Origin of the sequence: Kocuria oceani, from assembly GCF_029524215.1 — a bacterium.
Classification (GTDB): Bacteria; Actinomycetota; Actinomycetes; order Actinomycetales; family Micrococcaceae; genus Kocuria; species Kocuria oceani.
The window spans coordinates 298,578-317,370 of the sequence record NZ_JARAMH010000003.1; the positions used below are offsets into that span (position 1 = coordinate 298,578).

An 18,793-nucleotide genomic window follows, 5' to 3' on the forward strand; every position below is an offset into this window, starting at 1 on the left:
GCCCCCCGCACCGGCGGGTTCCCCTCCCCGCCCGCAGCACGCCCCGTGATCGACCGGGACGGCCCCTCTTGACCCCCCGAGAGAGCCATGCCGCACACCCCCCGCCCCTTCCCCCTGGACGACGGGACCGCGCCCCCGCGGCTGTCGGCCGCCCGCCTGCTGACCACCCTGGCCGCCCGCCCGGCCGCCCGGGTGCTGCTGCGCAGCCCTTGGCCCGAGGCCGGTGCCGCGGTGGCACGCGGCCCGGCCGCGGGTCCGGGCATGGACCGGCACCTCGCCGCCCGGTTGCGGCGCGCCGAGGGCGGGCGCCCCACGCCCCGCTCGGCCCACCAGCTCGCCGAGCTCGCCCTCGCGGCGGGCCGGGTGGCCGAGGCGGACCGCTACCTCGCCCTGGTGCCCCCCGGCACGCGGGGCCTGGCCGGGACGCGGGCCCGGCGGCACCGGCACGTGGGACGGGTCTCCGAGGCCGTGGTCGGGCTGCGCCGCGCGGTGTCCGCAGGCCTGGCCACGCCGCGCGAACGCCGGCAGCTGCACCGCTACGAGGAGGAGCTGCGGCTGCTCTCGGGCTGGCGTCCCGCCCTGACACCGGTGGTCGGCTACCGGCCGGACCCCGCCTCGGTGCTCCACGTGCTCACCGGGGACCGGCCGCGCCGCCGTGCCCCGCGGGTCCACGCCCTGCTCTCCGCGACCGCGGCCACGGGCTGGACCGTGACCGCCGTCGTCCGCCCCGGCCCGTCCCCGCACACCCCGTCCCGGCGCCCCGCGGGCGCGTGGACCGTGGACGGCGTCGCCTACCACCGCATCCCCCCGGCCGAGCGGACGGGCACGGCCACGGCCCGGCTGCAGCACGAGGCCCAGGCGCTGCTGGAGCTGGCGCTGCGGGCCCGGCCCGCGGTGCTGCGCACCACCAGCCACGGCGACAACGCCCTCGTCACCCGGGCGGTCGCGCAGGCCCTCGGGATCCCGTGGGTGTACGAGGTGGGGGAGCTGCCGGCCGACCGGTGGGCGGCCACCCGCCCCGCCGAGGCCGCCGCGAGCGAGCGCTACCGGATGTGCTGCGCGCGGGAGGCCGAGCTCCTGAGCGCCGCGGACGACGTGGTCGCCCCGAGCCGCGCCATGCAGGACCGGCTCCGGGAGCTCACGCGCGCCCTGCCGACCGGCCCGGTGCCGACCCGTGTCGCGCCCCCGGCCGTGGAGGGACCCTACCTCGCCGACCCTCGCCCCCGGCAGGAGGCCCGCAGGGTCCTCGGGCTGCCCGAGTCCGCCCCGGTCGTGGGCGCCGTCGCGGACCTGCTCGAGCGGGAGGGCCTCGACGACCTGCTGCGCGCCGCGGCGCTCGTGGCCGAGCGGGTCCCCGAGCTGCTCGTGGTGATCGTCGGCGACGGCCCCGCCCGGGCGGAGCTGGAGGCGCTGGCCCGGCGGCTGGGACCGGCCGGGTGGGTGCGGTTCGCCGGGCGGCTCACCGACGAGGAGGTGCTGCTCCACCACCAGGCCTTCGACGTGTTCGTGGTCCCGCGCCGGGACGAGCCCGTCACCCGCTCCACGGTCCCGACCGCGGCCGTGGAGGCCCTGGCCACCGGCACCCCGGTGGTCGCCTCCCGGCTGCCGGTGCTCGCCGAGACGGTGGCCGACGGGATCACCGGGCTGCTGACCCCGGCGGAGGACCCGGAGACCCTCGCCACCGTCCTGCAGATGATGCTCGAGTGTCCGGTGGTGCGCCGGTGCCTGGGCGGGGAGGCCCGGCGCCGGGCGGTCCCGGCACGGACCTGGCAGGCCGTGGCGGCCGACGCCGCCGAGGTCTACGACCACCTGACCGGCCGGGCCGATCCGCGGGAGGCCACCGCCTGAGCCGGCGGGGGGACCCGCTGCGGACCGGTGCTCCGGTGAGCGCCGATGTGCGGGCGGCCCGCCCGGGCCGCGCGGTCGCCTCCGCGGTGCACGCCGCGCCGGCGCGAGCTCAGGACACCTGGATGGCGGCGGCCACGCGGTCCCGCAGCTCGATGAACTCGGGGGTCGACTTCATCTCGGGGCCCACGTCGGGTCCGTACGTCGAGGCGAGGTCCACCCGCTCGTCGAGCAGGATCCGGCCTGGGCGCGGGCTCATCACCAGGACCCGGTCGCCGAGGAACACCGCCTCCTCGACGCTGTGGGTGATGAAGAAGACGGTCTGCCGCCGCTTGCGCTGGATGCGCAGCAGGTCCGCCTGCAGACGCTCCCGGGTCAGGGCGTCCAGGGCGCCGAAGGGCTCGTCCATCAGCACCACCTCGGGCTGGTTGGCCAGCACCCGGGCGATCTGGGCGCGCTGCTGCATGCCGCCCGAGAGCTCGTACGGCTTGGCCTCGCCGAACTGCGCTAGCCCCACCATCTCGAGCAGCTCGTCGGCCCGGGCGGTCCGCTCGCGCGCGGGCACCTTCCGGAACCTCGGCCCGAGCTCCACGTTGCCGCGGATGGACAGCCAGGGGTAGAGGTTCGCCTGCTGGAACACCACGCCCCGGTCCGGGGAGGGGCCGGTGATCACCTGCTCCCCGTACCGTGCCTGGCCGGCGGAGGGCGAGAGGAAGCCGGCCAGCACCTTGAGCAGCGTGGTCTTGCCGCAGCCGGAAGGGCCCACCACGCAGACGAACTGCCCGCCGGGGACGTGCAGGTCGGTCTCCGCCACCGCGTGCACGACGTCGCCCGCGTCGGTCACGTAGTGGTGGCTGATCCCGTCGAGGACGAGCTGCCGGGTGGCCGTGCCCGGCCCCGTCGCCGCTCCCGCCGTCGTCACAGCTGTCGTCGCAGCCGTCGTCGCCGCCGTGCTCCCGTGCTCCACCGGCTGGCTCATCGTCCCGCCACCTCCTCGATCGCCTCTGCGTACGGCATCTGCTGGTAGACCTCCGCGGGTGCCGTGGTGTCGATCTCCCGGGCGTCCACCAGGAACTCGGCGGTGTCCGCCAGGACGCGGCCGAGCGTTCCGTCGAAGTACTGCTCCGCCTGCTCCCGCGCGCTCAGGTAGGTGAGGCCCTCGGTCTGCTTGCGCACGATGTCCGGGGACAGGCCCAGCTGCACGGCCAGGGACTCGATCGCGGCGTCGTCCCCCGCGGCCAGCCGGCGGGCCGCGGAGTCCTGGGTGGCCGTCCACATGCGCATGAACTCGGGGTTCTGCTCGACGAAGTCGGCCGTGGCCGCGCCCATGTCGAACGTGGGCTGACCGGCCTCGGCGGTCTCCGCGCTGGTGAGGATGACGGTGCCGTCGGCCTGCAGCTCGGAGAGGGTGGGGTCCCAGACCCACGCGGCGTCGACCTCGCCGCGCTGCCAGGCGGCGAGCATCTTGTCGGGCGCGAGGTTGATCAGCTCGGTCTGGCGGTCGACACCGGCCCGGCGCAGGGCGCTGAGCAGGGAGTAGTGGGCGGTGGAGCCGAAGGGCACGGCCACCGTCCGGCCGGCCAGGTCCTCGACCGAGGTGATGGACTCGTCGCGCACCACCAGGGACTCGGCGGCGCCGATGACGTCCTGCAGCCACACCACGCGCAGGTCGATGTCCAGGGGCGGGGAGACGGCGCGCACGGCGGGGCTCGACCCGACCAGGCCGAGGTCCACGGACCCGGCGCCGAAGGCCTGCACCACGTCCCCGCCGGAGTCGAACTTCGACCAGGTGATGTCGGCGTTGGGCATGCACGTCTCGAGCATCCGCAGGTCCTTGACCGCGAGGTCCCCGTTGGGGATCGCCTGCCAGGCGATCCGGGCCGTGGTGGCGATCGAGGGGTCGGGCTCGACCGGGCACACCGCGGCGGCCTGCACCGCGTCCGGGTGCACGGTGCGCCCGGACTCGACGCAGCCCGTCGTCGTGGCGACGGCGGTGAGGACGGCGGCCAGGCAGGCCGGGTGCTTCCAGGTGTGGGGCACGGATCAGGCCTTTCCCTGCCAGGGGACCAGCCAGCGGCTGGTCCGGACGATGAGGGCGTCGAGGGCCACCGCGACGATGCCGATCGTGATGATGCAGGCGATCGTCAGCGCAGTGTTGAGCTGGGTGCCGGAGAGATAGGCGAGTCCACCGATGCCGGGGATGCCGTTGTTGAGCTCGGCGGCCACGACCGTGGTCCAGGTGAAGCCGGCCGCCAGCCGGATGCCGGAGAGGATGCTCGGCAGGGACGAGGGGAGGATCACGTAGCGGATGCTCTGCACCTTGGACGCCCCCAGGGACAGGGCCGCGTTGATCCGGTCCGCGGGCACCCCGGCCACGCCCTGCACGGTGGCGATGACGATCGGCGGGAACGCAGCCAGGAACAGCAGCACGTTCTTGGAGGCGTCCCCGATGCCCAGCCAGACGATCAGCAGGCCGATGTAGCCCAGCGGCGGAAGGGCGCGCAGGAAGTTGAGGTAGGGCTCGAAGGCCACCTGCAGCCATCGGGACGAGCCCATGAGGAAGCCGACCGCCAGGCCCACGACCACCGCCGCGCCCAGGCCCACGGCGATCCGCTGGAGGGAGGCCACCAGGTGCTCCCACAGGTAGTAGTTCTGCTCACCGCACACGGTCCGGGACAGGCCCTCCGCGACCGGCCGACAGGTGTTGGCCTGCACGAACGCGTTGAGCACGGCCCCGGGGGAGGGCAGGTAGAGGGCGGGGACCAGCTGCAGCGCCGCGACCACCCACCACAGGAGCACGACCACCACCAGCACGCCCACCTGGAGGATCAGCCGCCGGCTCCGCGTCCGCCGCGAGGCGCTGCGGGCCCCGGCGGCCACGGCCTGAGAGCTCTCGCGGGACGAGTCGGTCCGGAGGGGAGCGGCGCCCGGCACGGGCGGCTCTCTGGTCGTCGCGTTCTCCGTCATCTGCGCTCTCCGGATCGTGGTGATGGTGCTCCGCGGCAACGGCCCTGCCCCAGGCGAAGGCGCTGTGGCGCACCACCTTACCGGTATGTCCGCTGACCGGTTCCTTCAGAGCACGCCCAGCCGCGCGAGCCGCCGGCGGGCGGCGGCCTCGCTGGGCCCGGTCTCGCCGAGGGCCCGCCCGACGACGGCGAGGGTGAGACCAGCCGCGCCCCGGGTGGGCAGGGGCACGGGTCCCAACCGGGGACGGCGCAGGCCGAGCAGGGCCAGCCGCTCCTCGGGCAGGGAGTCGGCGACGGCGGCGAAGAGCGCCCGGTAGCCCGGCAGCAGCAGAGGGTCCAGGGGCGGGCGGCGCAGGAAGCCCACGACGTCGTCCACCCGCGGCCCGCCGGCGAGCTGGGGGCCGAACGTCCGGATCCGCTCCTCGAGCCCGGCCTCGGAGCGCGGCGGGTCCACCACGCCCATCAGCCGGCCGGCCACCGCCCACTCCCGCACGTAGGCGTCCGGTCCGCCCGGGATCGGACCGCCCCACCGCTGGTGGCAGCGCAGGAACGCGTCCGTGAACGCCAGGTGCACCCACTCGGCGAGGTCGGGGTCGTTGGCGCAGTAGGGCCGCCGGAGGCCGTCGGCCCCGGTGTAGGTCCCGCGCACGTTCTCGTGCAGCCTCCGCACGTGGGCGGAGGCGCGCTGCGCGGCGGCGGTGTCCCCGTACGTGACGGTGAAGATCCAGCGGATGGTCCCGGCCAGTCGTCCCAGCGGGTCCCGCCGGTAGTCGGAGTGCTCCACCACGCCCGCCAGCGCGCCCGGGTGGAGGGCCTGGGTGAGCAGCGCGCGCACTCCGGCCGGGATGGTGGCCATGGAGCCGTGGACGGCCCACACCGCCGAGCCCGGCCGGAAGTGGCCGGCGTCCTCGCCGTCGGCCAGCGCCAGCTCCCACGCGGGGATGCCGTCCGCCTGGCCCGCGAAGGTGGTCCGCAGCCGATCCTGCAGCGGCGCCATCAGTCCCACGTGCGCGTCCTCCCGTCCCGTGCCGTGCCTCGGCCCCAGTATGCGCTCCGGCTCCGACACCCGGTGCGCCGGGCCCGGGGGCACTCCGGGGCGGGCGCCTCGGCACGGGGCGCACGACCGACGGGTCCGGCCCCGTCGGCGGTGTGCGGGCGCGCGGTGATCGAGGGGCGCCGGGACGGTGCGGCGGTCGGGGCGGACCGTCAGCTGCGCTCCGGCTCCGCGCCGGCGACCGGCGGGGCGCCCTCCAGGAAGCGCAGCAGGGCGGGGGAGCGGGCGACGACCGTCTCGTGGTAGCGGCCCAGCAGCTCCGGGTCCCTGCCGATCACGAGCCGGTCCACGTCGTCGTCCAGGAACATGGCAAGCACTCCCCGCAGCAGCTCCAGCGCGGTCTCGTCCCGGAGCAGTGTGCGCACGGCGGCGGGCACCCGCACGGTGCGCACACCGTCGAGGACGACGTCGGCGAAGTCCGGGTTGTCGCTGTCGGTCCAGCGCACGGCGGTCGCGGAGGAGAGCACGCCCAGGGTGTCCACGGCGCCGGCCACGACGAGCGCCGCCTGCGTCAGCGCGGTCTGGCTGTCCCGGGCGCGCTCCCGGGCGCGGCGCCGGCCGCGGACCCCACGGCGCGGCCGGGTGCGGTCCACCACCAGGTACTCCAGCTGCAGGCTTCCGTCGTGCTCCTCGAGGAAGGACACGGTCACCTCCTCGGTGGGCGCGTCGCCGCGAACGCCCGTGTAGGCCCTGCGGAGCAGGTCCTGCAGCTGGGTGGAGGATCGGCTGAGGGTGCGTCCGGACAGACTCACGGGGCGCCCGTGGGCGTCGAGGCAGCGCACGACGCGCGGCACGCCGGCCACCGCGGTGACGAGGGGAGTGTCCACGGTGGGATCGCGCCTTTCTGCCGGGACCGGGATGTCCTCCATTCTAGATGCGCATGCATCCGCCACGCCGTAGTTGCTGTGGCCGGTTGTGGGGACAACAGTCCTCCCGTCAGCGGTGACGCGGCGGTCGCCGGGGACGGGGCCGCTCGCCCCGCCCCCGGCGGCCACCGCCTCGGCTCAGCGGGTCACGGCCAGGAGCCCTCCTCGGCGTGGGCGATGAACAGCTCGCGGATCTCGCAGCCGGCGGGCTGGGCGAGGGCGAACAGGACCGCGTTCGCCACGTTCTCCGGGTCGTTGAGCTGGGAGTCGTCCTGGGGCTTGTACTGCTCGTCGCGGTCGTCGAAGAACCGGGTCTTCATGCCGCCCGGGATGAGCTGGGTGACACCCACCTCGCCCTTGAGCTCGGCGGCCAGGGCCTGGCTGAAGCCGAGCACCCCGAACTTGGACGCGCAGTAGGCGGTGGCGTCCGAGACGCCCTTCAGCGCCAGGGTCGAGGCGACCGTGATCACCCGTCCGCGCGACTCCCGCAGTGCGGGCAGCGCCGCCCGCACGGTGGAGACCGTGCCGAAGAGGTTGACCTGGACGACCTTCTCCCACTCGGCGGTCTCCACGTCCTCGAGCCGGCCGCAGCGGTCGATGCCGGCGGCGGTGACGACCGCGTCCAGCCCCCCGGCCTCCTGCACGGCCCGCTGGACCGTCGTGGTGACGGCGGCGGTGTCGGCGACGTCCACCTGGTAGGCGGTCACGCCGTTCAGCGCGCTGATGTCCCGGTCCAGGACGATGGGGGTGCCGCCGTTGTCGCGGACCGCCTCGGCCACCGCGGCGCCGAGCCCGGAGGCACCGCCGGTGATCAGGACGCGACCGGGGTTGGTGGGCTGGAAACTCATGCAACTTCCTCTCTGCTGGGCACTGCTCCGCCCGCGGACGGCGCCGCGGGCGGACGTGCTGCTCCTCGTCGGAACAGGGGCAGGCCCCCGCGGACGCGGCGGCCTGGTCACTGCTACCGTAACCGGTCCCGGGCCATCGGTAAGTATGCTCATCGGGACAGCCCCGGCCCTCCGGCGCCTTCGCGGCCGGAGGGCGTCCGCCCGACGGAACAGGAGATCCATGACCACCGCAGCACCCACCACCGACCCGACCACCGAGCTCACCGTGCTGGACCCGCGGGACGGGTCCGTGGTGGGCACCGTGGCCGCGGCCACCGAGGACGAGGTCCGCGCCACGGTCGCCGCCGCGCGCGCCGCCGCCCGGGACTGGGCCCGAACGGCCCCGGAACAGCGCGGCAAGGCCCTGCGAGCGGCCGCGGACCGCCTGTCCGAGCACGCCCGGGAGCTCGCCGAGCTCAACACCCGCGAGACGGGCAAGCCCTTCGAGGAGGCCCTGGGCGGGGTCGAGGCCGGGATCGGCACCCTCTACCAGTACGCCGAGCTCGGCCCCGTGCACCGGGGCCGCAGCCTGCGCGGGGACGTGCTGGCGGCGGACTACACCGTGGCCGAGCCGCGCGGCGTCGTCGTCGCCCTGACCCCCTGGAACGACCCCGTCGCGGTGGCCGCGGGCCTGCTCGGGGCCGCCCTGGTCTCGGGCAACACCGTGGTGCACAAGCCCAGCGAGCGCTGCCCGCACGTCGGCGCCCGGCTCGGGGAGATCCTCGCCGGTGCCCTGCCCGCCGGCGTGCTGGGCACCGTCAGCGGCGGGGCGGCCGTCGGCGAGCTGCTCACGGGGCTGCCCGGCGTCGATGTCCTGGCCCACGTCGGTTCCACCGCCACCGGCGAGGCCATCGCCCGCGCCGCCGTGGGGACCGGTGCCCACGTGATCCGCGAGAACGGCGGCAACGACGCCCTCGTGATCGACGACGACGTCGACCCGGTCTGGGCGGCGGAGCAGGCGGCCATCGGGGCCTTCGCCAACGTGGGGCAGATCTGCGTGGCGGTCGAGCGGATCTACGTCCACCGCGCCGTGGCGGAGCCGTTCCTGGCGGCCCTCACCGAGCTGGCGCGCCGGCGCAACGCCGAGGGCGCGCTCGCGCCCCTGGTCGACGAGCGGATGCGGGAGGAGGTCCACCGCCAGGTCGCCGACAGCGTCGCCGCGGGCGCCGTCGTGCTGGAAGGGGCGCGGGTGCCCGAGGGACCCGGCGCCTTCTACCCCGCCACGGTGCTGGGCGAGTGCGTCCCGGGGATGACCGTCATGGCGGAGGAGACCTTCGGGCCCGTGGCCCCCGTCCAGGTCGTGGACAGCTTCGCGGAGGGCCTGCGGCTGGCGGCGGCCGACCGCTACGGGCTGGCCGCGACCGTCCTGACCGGTCGGATCGCCCATGCCCAGCAGGCCGTGGCGGAGCTGCCCGTCGGCACGCTGAAGGTCAACAACGTCTTCGGCGGCGCCCCGGGCGGTGCGGCGCAGCCGCGGCGGGCCAGCGGCGCGGGCTTCGGCTACGGGCCGGAGCTGCTGGACGAGATGACCCAGGTGAAGGTCGTGCACATCGAGATGCCCGCAGCCCGCGGCTGAGCCGCGCGGACGGCCCCCGGGCCTGGTCCGACCCGACCGGTGCGGACGGCGCCCCGGGCACCCCCGTGCCCGGGGCGCCGGGGCGTCAGGCCCCGTGCAGCGGCTGGAGCAGCCCGCGGACGCGGTCGGAGGGCTGCTCGCCCAGCTCCCGCGCCACGAGCGCGCGGAAGCCCTCGAACGTCCGCCGCGCCTCGGTCTCGTTGCCCAGGCCCCGGTGCGCGCGGATCAGCAGGCACACGGCGCTCTCCCGCAGGGGAGCGGCGTCCTGGACGGTGCGGGCCAGGGCCAGGGCGCGGTGGACGTCTCCGTGCGCCAGGCAGAACTCGGCCCGCTCCTCCACGGCGTTGACGTAGAGCTCCTGCAGCCGCGCCTGCTCGGCGAGGACCCAGTCGTCGTACCAGCCCGGCAGCAGCTGCACCCCGGGGCGGTCCAGAACCCACGCGTCGTCCCGTGCCGCGGACCAGGAGGCCACCGGCCGCCGCACCAGCTCGAGCAGGTGGTGCAGGTCCACGTCCACCGTCTCGGCCAGCGCCAGGGTGCCTCCCTGGCACACCACCGCCCCCGGCAGGCGGCGGGACAGCGTGAAGACGGCCGCCCGCAGACTGCCCAGCGCGTGGTCCTCCGGGACCTCCGGCCACAGCACCCCGGCGAGGTAGGCCCGGGACCGGGGGCCGTGGATCGCCAGGGCCGCCAGCAGCCGCTGCTACCGCGATCCCGTCGGCACCCGGGCGCCCCGCACGGTGGCGTCCCAGCTCCCCAGCAGCCGCAGCGCGATCGTCCCCCGCTCGCCCATGAGCTGTCTCCCCCCGGCTGACCAGGCACGATGTCCGCACCGTGCGCCCACCGTCATGCTGGGCCGCGGCCCCGGGGAAGTCAACGACATGTCGCGCCCGGCGACGAGTGCGACCGCCCCGGCCCGGACCCCGGTGACGGGGCCCGGGCCGGGGGGCTCGGGAGGGGTCAGTCCCACCACTTGTGGTAGAGGCGGTCGTCGCTGCCGATCGCGCACACGTCGACCCGGTCGCGGGCCCAGGAGACCGCCGAGGGGTTGTGCTTGACCCGCCCGCCGAGGCTCTCCCAGTCGCTCCAGCGGCGGTCGTACCACTTGTGCCACACGGCGTCGTCGGTGCCGACCACGAAGCAGTCGAGCCGGCCCCTGGCCCAGGACGAGGCGCCGGTCCCGCCGCGGCAGACGCCGCCGAGGCTCTCCCAGCCGCTCCAGCGGCGCCCGTTCCACCACTTGTGCCACAGGGCGTCGTCGCGGCCGATTCCGAAGCAGTCGATCCGGTCCCGGTCCCAGGACACCGCGGAGGGGATGTACCGCAGCCGGCCGCCCAGGCTCTCCCAGCCGCTCCAGCGGCGGCCGTTCCACCACTTGTGCCACAGGGCGTCGTCCGTGCCGAGCACGAAGCAGTCCAGCCGGTCGCGCGCCCAGGAGGAGACCCCCACGCCGCCTCGGCACCGCCCGCCGAGGCTCTCCCAGCCGCTCCAGCGGCGCCCGTTCCACCACTTGTGCCACAGGGCGTCGTCGCGGCCGATGCCGAAGCAGTCGATCCGGTCCCGGTCCCAGGAGACGGCCGCGGGATTGGACTTCAGCCGGCCGCCGAGGCTCTCCCACTCGCTCCAGCCGCGTTCGTACCACTTGTGCCACAGCGCGTCGTCGGTGCCGACGACGAAGGTGTCGAGCCGGCCCCGTGCCCAGGAGGACACGCCGGTGCCGTACCGGCAGTCGCCGCCCAGGTCCTCCCATCCCGACCAGGCGGTGGTGGTCACGGGCGCGGCGGAGCCGGCCGGCGCGGACCCCAGGGCCACCCCTGTGCCCAGCACGGCGCCGGCCGTGATGAGGTTCCTGCGTGAGATGCCGCCGGGGGCGGCGGCGGTCCGCTCGTGCGGAAGGTCCCGTGTGGTCATGGTGTGCTCCTCGACGCGGGGCGGGACCGGCCGGTCGCACGGGCTCCCGCCACGGTGGATGGTGGCCGCGACCGGGCCGGCGCCGTCCCGCCCTCCGTCCGGGGTGGTGCGGGCACGGTCCGCCGGTCGCACGGCCATGATCCGGTCTGCGGCGTTATCCCGGTATGACTACCTCCGGGGCACTTCGGGCACTTCGGGCACTTCGGGCGCGCCCGGGCGGGACGCCGGGGGCCCGGCGCGGCCCGATGGGCGGGCGGCCGGGCCGGCGGGGCTCAGAAGCGGCGCCGGACCCGCAGGGTGCTCGCCAGGCGCCGGACCTTGGGCACGTTGGTGGAGAGCACCAGGTAGCCCGTGAGAGTGCCCACGGTGGTCGCCCCGCCGGCGATGAGCGGCGTGTGGTAGCGGCGCCACCGCTCCGGGTCCGAGGCGAGGATGTGCGCCATCCCGTTGATGGACGCGGCGATCACCGCCCCGGCGACCACCTGGTGGCCGATCTTCTCCCCGCGCTTGAGCAGCGGCTCGAACTCGTCGGCGCGCAGGTGGACGTCGAAGCCGCCCCGTTCCAGGACCACGATCAGCCGGCGCAGGTACTCCGGGGCCTCCACGCCCATCTGCACGGCGTCCTCCACAACGTCCCGCAGCCGCTTGACCAGCACCTCGGGGGAGAGCCGGTGCAGGACGAAGCGCTGGGCGTAGGGGGTGAGGACGGTGACCAGGTCGAAGTCCGGGTCCAGGCCCGTGCCCACGGACTCGGCCGTGACGAGCATCCGCAGGAACAGGGCGGACTCGCGCGGCAGGTGCATCCGGTAGCGGCGGAGCAGGCCGATGAGGTCGCCCATGAGGTGGCCCACCCGCACCTCCTGCAGCGGCTTGTTGGCGTAACGGCGCAGCATGATCCCCACGTCGCGGTCCAGCTCCCGCTTGTTGACGTCCTCCTCCTGGGACGTCATGCCGAGCAGCCCGGCCGCCGCGCGCCGGGGGTTCTGCTGCACCACCCCGAGCATGAGGGTGACCAGGTGGTCGCGGAACTCGTCGGTGAGGGTGCCCATCATGCCGAAGTCGATGATGCCGATCCGCCCGCCGGTCTCCACGAAGAGGTTGCCCGGGTGCGGGTCGGCGTGGAAGAAGCCGTGCTCGAAGATCATCCGGCAGATGGCCTCGGTGGAGTCCACGGCCAGCAGGTGCCGGTCGAGCCCGGCGGCCTCGAGCGCGGGGTAGTCGTTGATCTTGATCCCGCGCACCCGCTCCATGGTGAGGATCCGGGAGGTGGAGGCCTCCCAGAAGATCTCCGGGATGTGCACCCGGGGGTCGCCCCGGAAGTTCTCCGCCATCCGCTGGGCGTTGCGGGCCTCCGTGAGGTAGTCCAGCTCGTCCCGCAGGGACTGCGCGAACTCGTCCGCGAGCCCCGCGAGGTCGAAGTGCTCCACGGCCGGCCAGTAGGTGGACAGCAGCTTGGCGAGCTCCGCGAGGATCTCCAGGTCCCGGTTGACCTCCTCGACGACGCCCGGCCGGCGCACCTTCACGACGACGTCGACGCCGTGGTAGACGGCCGCGTGCGCCTGGCCGATCGAGCCGGTGGCCAGCGGGGTGGGGTCGATCTGGGCGAGGATCTCCTCCGCGGCGGAGTCCGGCTCGGACTCGATCATCGCGCGGATCTGCTCCGGGGGCACCGGCGGCGAGTTGTCCTGCAGCCGGGTGAGCTCCTGCACGTAGCGCGGCGGCAGGAGGTCCGGTCGAGTGGAGACCAGCTGACCCAGCTTCACGAAGGTGGGACCGAGCTCCTCGAGGGCCTGCCGCAGGTGCACCGGCTGGCTGTAGAGCTTGTTCGGGTCGATCAGGCGCACCCGGGCCAGCGGCGCCCGCCACTCCTCCTTGATCCCGCCGAGGGCGAAGCCGAAGCCGTGCTTGGAGAGCACCTCGAGGATCTGCAGGAAGCGTTCGCGGCGGCTGATCATCGGCCGGCCACTCCGGTGCTCATCCGGGCCAGGTAGAAGGACATGAAGCCGGTGGCCACCGCCACGATGAAGCACAGCGCGCTGACCAGCGGCTCGATCCCCAGGAACACCGCCCCGACCCCGGCCAGCAGCACGGTCACCGCCAGCAGCGCCCACACGGCCACGCCGACCCGCCCTGCGGCACCGCCGCGGGGGCGGGCGGAGGAGCGCTGGGCGGAGACGTCCTCGTCCGGCCCCGAGCGCTCGGCGCCGGCGGCCCCCGCACCGGCCACGGTCAGGCCCTTGCGCCACTTCTTGGCGTTGCGGGAGCGGTCGGCCTCCGCGGGGACGTAGGCGTGCGGCACCGGGTGGCCGCCGGTGGGCGGGAGCAGCTCGGGGACGTCGTTGGGCAGCCGCTCGAACCACTCGGCCGGGATCTCTTCCGGGCGGGCGGCCTGGATGGTCATCGACACCTCGAAGGCCGAGCCGCGGATCGTGCCCCACACCGCGGTGAGCAGCTCGTGCTGGAACGCGTGGTTGATGATCGGGATGAACTGCTGGGACATCTGGGTCGACAGCCGTCCCACCTGCCGGCGCTCGTAGAGCACGTCCACGGTGTCTACGACCTGCCCGTGGTGGTTCTTGACCTTGTTGGCCTCCAGGGTCAGCATCACCCGGCCCTCGCCCGAGGGCGGCACCACGCTGTGCAGGTACTCGGCGAACTCCTGCTCGTCCAGGACCTTGATTGAGGGCCCCTGCGGCAGCACGGTGGCGTGGGTCGGTGGCGTGTTGAGCGGGAACAGCAGGTCCGGGGCGGCGATGGACAGCCGCGCCGTCGCGTCGACCTCCGCCTGCCCGTCCTGGCGCAGCACGGTGGCGTCGAGCTTGAGCGGGGCCACCGGTGTGAAGCCCGAGGCGATCACCCGGGCCAGGTAGGGCCAGTACCGCTGCGCGTCCTGCTGGGCGAGGTGGCCGATCTTGTTGGGGCCGATCCGGACCGAGACCGTGTGCGGGTCGAAGGGGTTGTCCGGCTCCGGCACCAGCGCCGCGTTGCCCGTCCAGGTCCGCAGCTTGCCGAAGGACAGACCGCCGAACACCCGCATGATCTCGGTGTCGTAGAAGTTCTCCGTGACGATCTCCAGAGAGCCGCGGTCGTTGAGCGCGTAGTCGGTCATGGTCTCCCTCGGTGGAGCTGGGGCGGCAAGTCGTCAATAGCTTCTCACGATTCCCGGAACGGCCGGTTCAAGCCCCGGCCCCTACGGTGTCCGGGCCGACTGGTGCAATGATCCCCGATCAGGAGTCCCGTGCGGACACCGATGAGGACGCTGATCAGGACACCGGGTGGGCCCCGGTGCCCGCCCCGGGACGAGAGCCGGACCGGGACCGGAGAGGAGGCGCGGATGCCCCAGGGCCAGGTCCCCCCGCCCGAGCCCGCCGGCACGGCCGTGGACGTCGACGTGCTCCGCACGCTGTTCCTCAGCCCCGCCGGCTGGATCCACCGCCGCGTGGAGTCCGTGCTGATGAGCCCCGACGGCGTCACCCGGCGGAAGGTCTCCCTCGACGTGGACCTCGCCGCCCACGACCCCTGGCCGGCCGACGCCGCCGGCCGGCTGCTGGTGCCGGTCACCATCCAGGCCAAGCAGCCCCTGCGCAGCTTCGACGCCGTCTGCGAGGGGGAGCCCGCCCCCGTGCTCGGCACCGAGGACAACGGGGCGCTCGCCGAGCTGCTGCTGCGCGGACTCATCCCGGAGCAGCTGCCGCTGGCCGAGGCCGCACTGCTGGCCGAGCAGCACGTGCCCGCGATCGTGCACGTGCCGGAGCTGCTCATGGAGGACGCCCTCGACCGGTTCTGGGCCCACTGCGAGCACCTGCGCGCGGTCGTGCACGAGCTGATCGCGCTGGGCCGGCTCTCGGCCGAGGACGCCGAGAACTGGGACGGCGACTTCGCCCTGTTCACCACGGTGGCCGACCAGCTGGCGCGCGGGTTCTTGCTGACCTTCGTGCTGCCCGCCGAGCTCGCGGGCCGGCGGCTCGTGCTCAAGTACGCGATGGACGAGCAGTACGCCGCCGGCCGCCGGTCGCGGGCGCAGGACCGGCTGCGGCACTGCTGGAAGCCCTGGGTCGGCCGGGTGGGCCTGCACGACCTCGCCTCCTGCCGCAGCTTCCACCTGGAGCTGACGGTGCCCGCGGAGGTCCGGCTGCACGAGTTCACGGTCCTCTCCGCCGAGGACGACAGGGACGGCACGGTCCCGGACCGGGCGGTGGACCGCGTCCTCGCCGAGGACCGGATCGTGCAGCGGTGGCCCGGCGCCGTCCGCGGCCACCTGGCCCTGCGGCCCACGTCCCGTTTCGACGACGCCTTCTGCGAGATGGTGATCCTGCCGGCCCGGCAGGGGATTACGGCGTTCGCGTCCGTGGCGGTGAGCCTGATCACCGCGGTCCTGCTGCTCGTGGGTGTCGTGGCGGCCGCGCCCGACCGGGTGCTGGGGCCGGGCTGGCAGGTGCCGTCCGCGGCGGCGTCGATCGTGATGTCCGTGGTCGCGGTGCTGCTCTCCTGGATCAACCGGCAGCCCGAGCACGACCTCTCGGTGCGCGTGATGCGCCCGCTGCGCTACGCCCTGAACCTGGAGGCGTTCGTCATGCTCATGCTCGCCGGCGCGGCGTCGGTGCCCTTCACCCCGGGGGCCGCCGGGGCCTACTGGGCCCTGCTGCTGCTCCTGCACACGCTGTCCCTCGTGCTGGTCGTGCGCACCTGGTGGGTGCGCCGGGCCGTGGACCGCGGCCGCTACACCGCCCGGGCGCGACGGCGCGGGCCGTGACCCGCGGCGCTCTGTTCAGTGGGACGGTGGCCTCCTACACTGGAGAGGTCACGGAAAGGATCCACCATGGCCTATGACGCACGGACCGGCCCGCAGGAGCCCCAGCCGCGCCGCACGCGACCGAACGACTCCAAGGTGAACGTGCTGCAGCTGGGCAACTCGTCGATGTCCCTGGGCCAGAGCCTGGACCGGCGGGTCTTCAAGTCCAACGAGGACGCCCAGCGCGCGGTGGAGCGCGTGCTGCGCCGGGCCGCCCGCCGCGCCGGCTGAGGCGACGCCGCCCGGAAGCGCGCCGTCAGGGGCGGGCCGCCGCCTGGGCGCGCAGGGCCCGCAGCAGGTGGTCCTGCTCCTCGGCCAGGATCCGGCGCAGCGCGGCCGGCGCCCCGGCGTGGTTGCTCAGCCACAGCTCCGTGCGCGCCACCACGGGGTGGTGCTGCGGGTCGCGGCCCGGCTCCAGATCGGCGTCCGAGGGGTAGAGGCCCTCGACCGTGCGGGTGGCCATCCCGATGGACCGGCGCGCCCAGACCTCCTCCAGCATGGCGAAGTAGGGCTCCCGGTAGGGCTCCACGAGCTCCTCCGGGCCGAGCCGGAACCCGGCGATCGTGGCCGTCAGCAGGTCGTTGGACAACCCCTCCCCGGTGATCGCCTCCCACGCCTCGGCCTTGGCCTTCGGGGTGGGCCGGGCAGCGCGGGTGCGGGCCCACCCGATCTGCCCGGTGCGGGTGCGGTCCGCGGCGTGCTCCCGCTCCACGGCGGCCTCCAGCTCCGGGTCCGGGCCGTGCGCGGTGGCCACCAGCGCCGTCCACAGCGCCCAGCGCAGCTCCGGGCCCAGCGTCAGCCCCGGCAGGGCGTCCGCCCCGGTGAGCAGGTCCCGCAGCCAGCCGTCGTGGGAGCGGTCGCGCCGGGCCAGGCGCGCGGTCTGCCGGGCGAGGGCGAGCTGGCGGTCGCTGCCGGGGTCCGCCCTGCGCAGCTCGCGCACGGCGACGTCGAGCAGCCGCCCCCGCAGCCGGTCCCGCCGTGCCGGCGGGGTGTAGCGCTCCACGGCCTGCACGGCGTGCTCCACGGCGTTGACGAACATCCCCGCCTGCGGTTCGGCGAACCCGTGGTCCAGGACGGCCCCCACCCAGTCCCCGGGGTCCAGCTCGGCGTCGCGGGCGGCGTTCCACAGCCCCGACCACAGCTGGGCCCGGGCCATGGCGTCCTCCACGGAGGACAGCGAGCTCAGCGCCGTGGTCAGCGACAGCGGGTCCAGGCGGGTCTTGGCGTAGGTCAGGTCCTCGTCGTTGACCACCAGCAGCGGGGCGGTGGAGCCCACGAGCTCCGGGACCTCCACACAGGCCGCCGCGGGCAGGTCCACGCTGACCGTGCCGGTGCGCACGAGCACGTCCCCGGGCCCGCGCTCGTAGCCGCCGAGCAGCAGCCGGTGCGGGCGCAGCACGCCGGGGCCGGGCTCCTGCAGCAGCGCGGCGAAGGTCACCGCCCCGTCGTCGTCTCGGGCGAGGTCCAGGCTCAGGGTGCCGACCCCGGAGGTGGCCAGCCAGGAGTCCGCCCACCCGCGCACGTCCCGCCCGGAGGCCTCCTCGAGCACCGCCAGGAAGTCCTCCAGCGTGGTGGACCCGTAGGCGTGGCGGCGGAAGTAGGAGCGGCACGCGTCGACGAACGGGCCGTAGCCCACGAACGCGACGAGCTGCTTGAGCACCGCCGCGCCCTTGGCGTAGGTGATGCCGTCGAAGTTCTGCCGGGCGGCCTCGAGGTCCGGGATGTCGGCGACCACCGGGTGCGTGGTCGGGAGCTGGTCCTGCTGGTACGCCCAGGCCTTGCGCCGGGAGGCGAAGGCGATCCACGCCTCCTCGAAGTCGGTTGCCTGCACCGACGCGTGGGCGCCCATGAACTCCGCGAAGGACTCCTTCAGCCAGAGGTCGTCCCACCAGCTCATGTTCACCAGGTCCCCGAACCACATGTGGGACATCTCGTGCATCAGCGTGTTCGCCCGGCCCTGGTACTGGGCACGGGTCGCCCCGTCCGGGAACAGGTACTCCTCGGTGAACGTCACCAGCCCCGGGTTCTCCATCGCCCCCAGGTTGTACTCCGGCACGAACGCCTGCTCGTACTTCCCGAACGGGTACGGGTGGTCGAAGAGCTCGGTGAAGAACGTCAGCCCCTGCCGGGTGAGGTCGAACAGCTCACGGGCGTCGAGGTGCTCGGCCAGCGAGGCCCGGCAGTAGAGGGCCAACGGCACGGTCATCCGGCTGCCGTCCTCGAAGGAGTGCCGCCACTCGCTCGCCATCCGGTGGTAGGGCCCGGCCAGGACGGTGGTGATGTACGTGGAGATCCGCTCGGTGGCGGAGAACTCGTGCCGCAGCGCCCCGCCGCGCTCCGCCTCCGGGGCGGGGGAGCTCACCATCCGCACCCCGTTGGACGAGACCTCCCAGCCCTCCGGGGCCAGGACCGTGAACCGGAACGACGCCTTGAGGTCGGGCTGCTCGAAACCGGCGAAGACCCGGCGGGCGTCCGCCGGCTCGTACTGCGTGTAGAGATAGGTCCGCCCGTCGGACGGGTCCACGAAGCGGTGCATGCCCTCGCCCGAGCGGGAGTACCGGGCCCGGCCGGCCACCGTGACCTCGTTGTCCGCCGCCAGCGACGGCAGCCGGATCCGGGAGCCCTCCACGACGTCGTCCGGGTCCAGGGCCAGGCCGTTGACCGCCACCGACTCCACCGAGTGCGCGATGAAGTCCAGGAACGTCTGCGCACCCTCCTCGGCGCGGAAGCGCACCGTGGTCACCGACCCGAACGAGTCCTCGGCCGGGTCGGCGGCGGCGGAGAGGTCGAGCACCACCTCGTAGTCCTCCACGGTGATCAGCGCGGAGCGCTCGGCGGCCTCGCGGCGGGTCAGGTTGTCGTTGCGCACGGTGCCATTGAACCATCCGGGCCGCCG

15 protein-coding genes are annotated in these 18,793 nt (G+C 74.6%); 4 read left to right on the forward strand and 11 right to left on the reverse strand.

Annotated elements, in window-relative coordinates:
* The first annotated feature begins 87 nt into the window (after positions 1 to 87).
* Positions 88 to 1,848 (forward strand): glycosyltransferase family 4 protein, encoded by a 1,761-nt coding sequence (locus PU704_RS05045; protein WP_277550472.1) that lies wholly within the window; start codon positions 88 to 90, stop codon positions 1,846 to 1,848.
* A gap of 109 nt (positions 1,849 to 1,957) precedes the next feature.
* On the opposite strand, the gene PU704_RS05050 is transcribed toward PU704_RS05045, so the two are convergent.
* The 6 genes from PU704_RS05050 to PU704_RS05075 form a co-directional block, all read right to left on the reverse strand.
* Complete coding sequence (locus PU704_RS05050) at positions 1,958 to 2,824, reverse strand: ABC transporter ATP-binding protein (protein WP_277550473.1); 867 nt, start codon at positions 2,822 to 2,824, stop codon at positions 1,958 to 1,960.
* Positions 2,821 to 3,885, reverse strand: a complete 1,065-nt coding sequence (locus PU704_RS05055) for a taurine ABC transporter substrate-binding protein (RefSeq protein ID WP_277550474.1) — start codon at positions 3,883 to 3,885, stop codon at positions 2,821 to 2,823. The genes PU704_RS05050 and PU704_RS05055 overlap by 4 nt, the downstream gene beginning before the upstream one ends.
* A 3-nt stretch (positions 3,886 to 3,888) precedes the next feature.
* Entirely contained in the window at positions 3,889 to 4,812 is a 924-nt protein-coding gene (locus PU704_RS05060; RefSeq protein ID WP_277550476.1) for an ABC transporter permease, read from the reverse strand.
* Positions 4,813 to 4,917: 105 nt separating this feature from the next.
* On the reverse strand, positions 4,918 to 5,808 hold the full coding sequence (locus PU704_RS05065) for an oxygenase MpaB family protein (protein WP_277550526.1): 891 nt from the start codon (positions 5,806 to 5,808) through the stop codon (positions 4,918 to 4,920).
* 209 nt (positions 5,809 to 6,017) lie between these two features.
* Complete coding sequence (locus tag PU704_RS05070) at positions 6,018 to 6,692, reverse strand: hypothetical protein (protein WP_277550477.1); 675 nt, start codon at positions 6,690 to 6,692, stop codon at positions 6,018 to 6,020.
* A 185-nt stretch (positions 6,693 to 6,877) separates the two neighbouring features.
* A complete protein-coding gene (locus tag PU704_RS05075) occupies positions 6,878 to 7,579 on the reverse strand; it encodes an SDR family oxidoreductase (RefSeq protein WP_047802163.1) in 702 nt (233 codons plus the stop codon).
* A 220-nt stretch (positions 7,580 to 7,799) separates the two neighbouring features.
* On the opposite strand from PU704_RS05075, the gene PU704_RS05080 reads away from it, so the two are divergent.
* Positions 7,800 to 9,194, forward strand: coding sequence for an aldehyde dehydrogenase family protein (locus PU704_RS05080; RefSeq protein WP_277550478.1), 1,395 nt, complete (start codon positions 7,800 to 7,802; stop codon positions 9,192 to 9,194).
* An 85-nt stretch (positions 9,195 to 9,279) separates the two neighbouring features.
* On the opposite strand, the gene PU704_RS05085 is transcribed toward PU704_RS05080, so the two are convergent.
* The 4 genes from PU704_RS05085 to PU704_RS05100 all read right to left on the reverse strand — a co-directional run bounded on the left by PU704_RS05085 (position 9,280) and on the right by PU704_RS05100 (position 14,214).
* Positions 9,280 to 9,837 carry an AfsR/SARP family transcriptional regulator gene (locus tag PU704_RS05085; protein WP_277550479.1) on the reverse strand — a complete coding sequence of 186 codons (558 nt, stop codon included), beginning with the start codon at positions 9,835 to 9,837 and terminating at the stop codon, positions 9,280 to 9,282.
* 317 nt (positions 9,838 to 10,154) lie between these two features.
* Positions 10,155 to 11,105, reverse strand: coding sequence for a PLL family lectin (locus PU704_RS05090; protein ID WP_277550480.1), 951 nt, complete (start codon positions 11,103 to 11,105; stop codon positions 10,155 to 10,157).
* Positions 11,106 to 11,377: 272 nt separating this feature from the next.
* The gene (locus PU704_RS05095; RefSeq protein ID WP_047801463.1) at positions 11,378 to 13,060 is read right to left on the reverse strand and encodes an ABC1 kinase family protein; all 1,683 of its coding nucleotides are present in this window, start codon (positions 13,058 to 13,060) and stop codon (positions 11,378 to 11,380) included.
* The gene (locus PU704_RS05100) at positions 13,057 to 14,214 is read right to left on the reverse strand and encodes a hypothetical protein (RefSeq protein ID WP_277550481.1); all 1,158 of its coding nucleotides are present in this window, start codon (positions 14,212 to 14,214) and stop codon (positions 13,057 to 13,059) included. The genes PU704_RS05095 and PU704_RS05100 overlap by 4 nt, the downstream gene beginning before the upstream one ends.
* A 225-nt stretch (positions 14,215 to 14,439) precedes the next feature.
* On the opposite strand from PU704_RS05100, the gene PU704_RS05105 reads away from it, so the two are divergent.
* Both PU704_RS05105 and PU704_RS05110 read left to right on the forward strand, forming a co-directional pair.
* Entirely contained in the window at positions 14,440 to 15,858 is a 1,419-nt protein-coding gene (locus tag PU704_RS05105) for a hypothetical protein (protein WP_277550483.1), read from the forward strand.
* 66 nt (positions 15,859 to 15,924) lie between these two features.
* Entirely contained in the window at positions 15,925 to 16,128 is a 204-nt protein-coding gene (locus tag PU704_RS05110) for a hypothetical protein (RefSeq protein WP_047801466.1), read from the forward strand.
* A gap of 25 nt (positions 16,129 to 16,153) precedes the next feature.
* Here the strand turns inward: PU704_RS05110 and pepN are convergent, their stop codons facing one another.
* Positions 16,154 to 18,766, reverse strand: coding sequence for an aminopeptidase N (pepN, locus tag PU704_RS05115; RefSeq protein WP_277550484.1), 2,613 nt, complete (start codon positions 18,764 to 18,766; stop codon positions 16,154 to 16,156).
* Positions 18,767 to 18,793 lie beyond the last annotated feature (27 nt).

Coding starts and splice junctions, on each gene's coding strand:
- PU704_RS05045 (WP_277550472.1), top strand. CDS start 88: ATGCCGCACACCCCCCGCCCCTTCCCCCTGGACGACGGGACCGCGCCC.
- PU704_RS05050 (WP_277550473.1), bottom strand. CDS start 2,824: ATGAGCCAGCCGGTGGAGCACGGGAGCACGGCGGCGACGACGGCTGCG.
- PU704_RS05060 (WP_277550476.1), bottom strand. CDS start 4,812: ATGACGGAGAACGCGACGACCAGAGAGCCGCCCGTGCCGGGCGCCGCT.
- PU704_RS05065 (WP_277550526.1), bottom strand. CDS start 5,808: ATGGCGCCGCTGCAGGATCGGCTGCGGACCACCTTCGCGGGCCAGGCG.
- PU704_RS05075 (WP_047802163.1), bottom strand. CDS start 7,579: ATGAGTTTCCAGCCCACCAACCCCGGTCGCGTCCTGATCACCGGCGGT.
- PU704_RS05080 (WP_277550478.1), top strand. CDS start 7,800: ATGACCACCGCAGCACCCACCACCGACCCGACCACCGAGCTCACCGTG.
- PU704_RS05090 (WP_277550480.1), bottom strand. CDS start 11,105: ATGACCACACGGGACCTTCCGCACGAGCGGACCGCCGCCGCCCCCGGC.
- PU704_RS05095 (WP_047801463.1), bottom strand. CDS start 13,060: ATGATCAGCCGCCGCGAACGCTTCCTGCAGATCCTCGAGGTGCTCTCC.
- PU704_RS05100 (WP_277550481.1), bottom strand. CDS start 14,214: ATGACCGACTACGCGCTCAACGACCGCGGCTCTCTGGAGATCGTCACG.
- PU704_RS05105 (WP_277550483.1), top strand. CDS start 14,440: ATGCCCCAGGGCCAGGTCCCCCCGCCCGAGCCCGCCGGCACGGCCGTG.
- PU704_RS05110 (WP_047801466.1), top strand. CDS start 15,925: ATGGCCTATGACGCACGGACCGGCCCGCAGGAGCCCCAGCCGCGCCGC.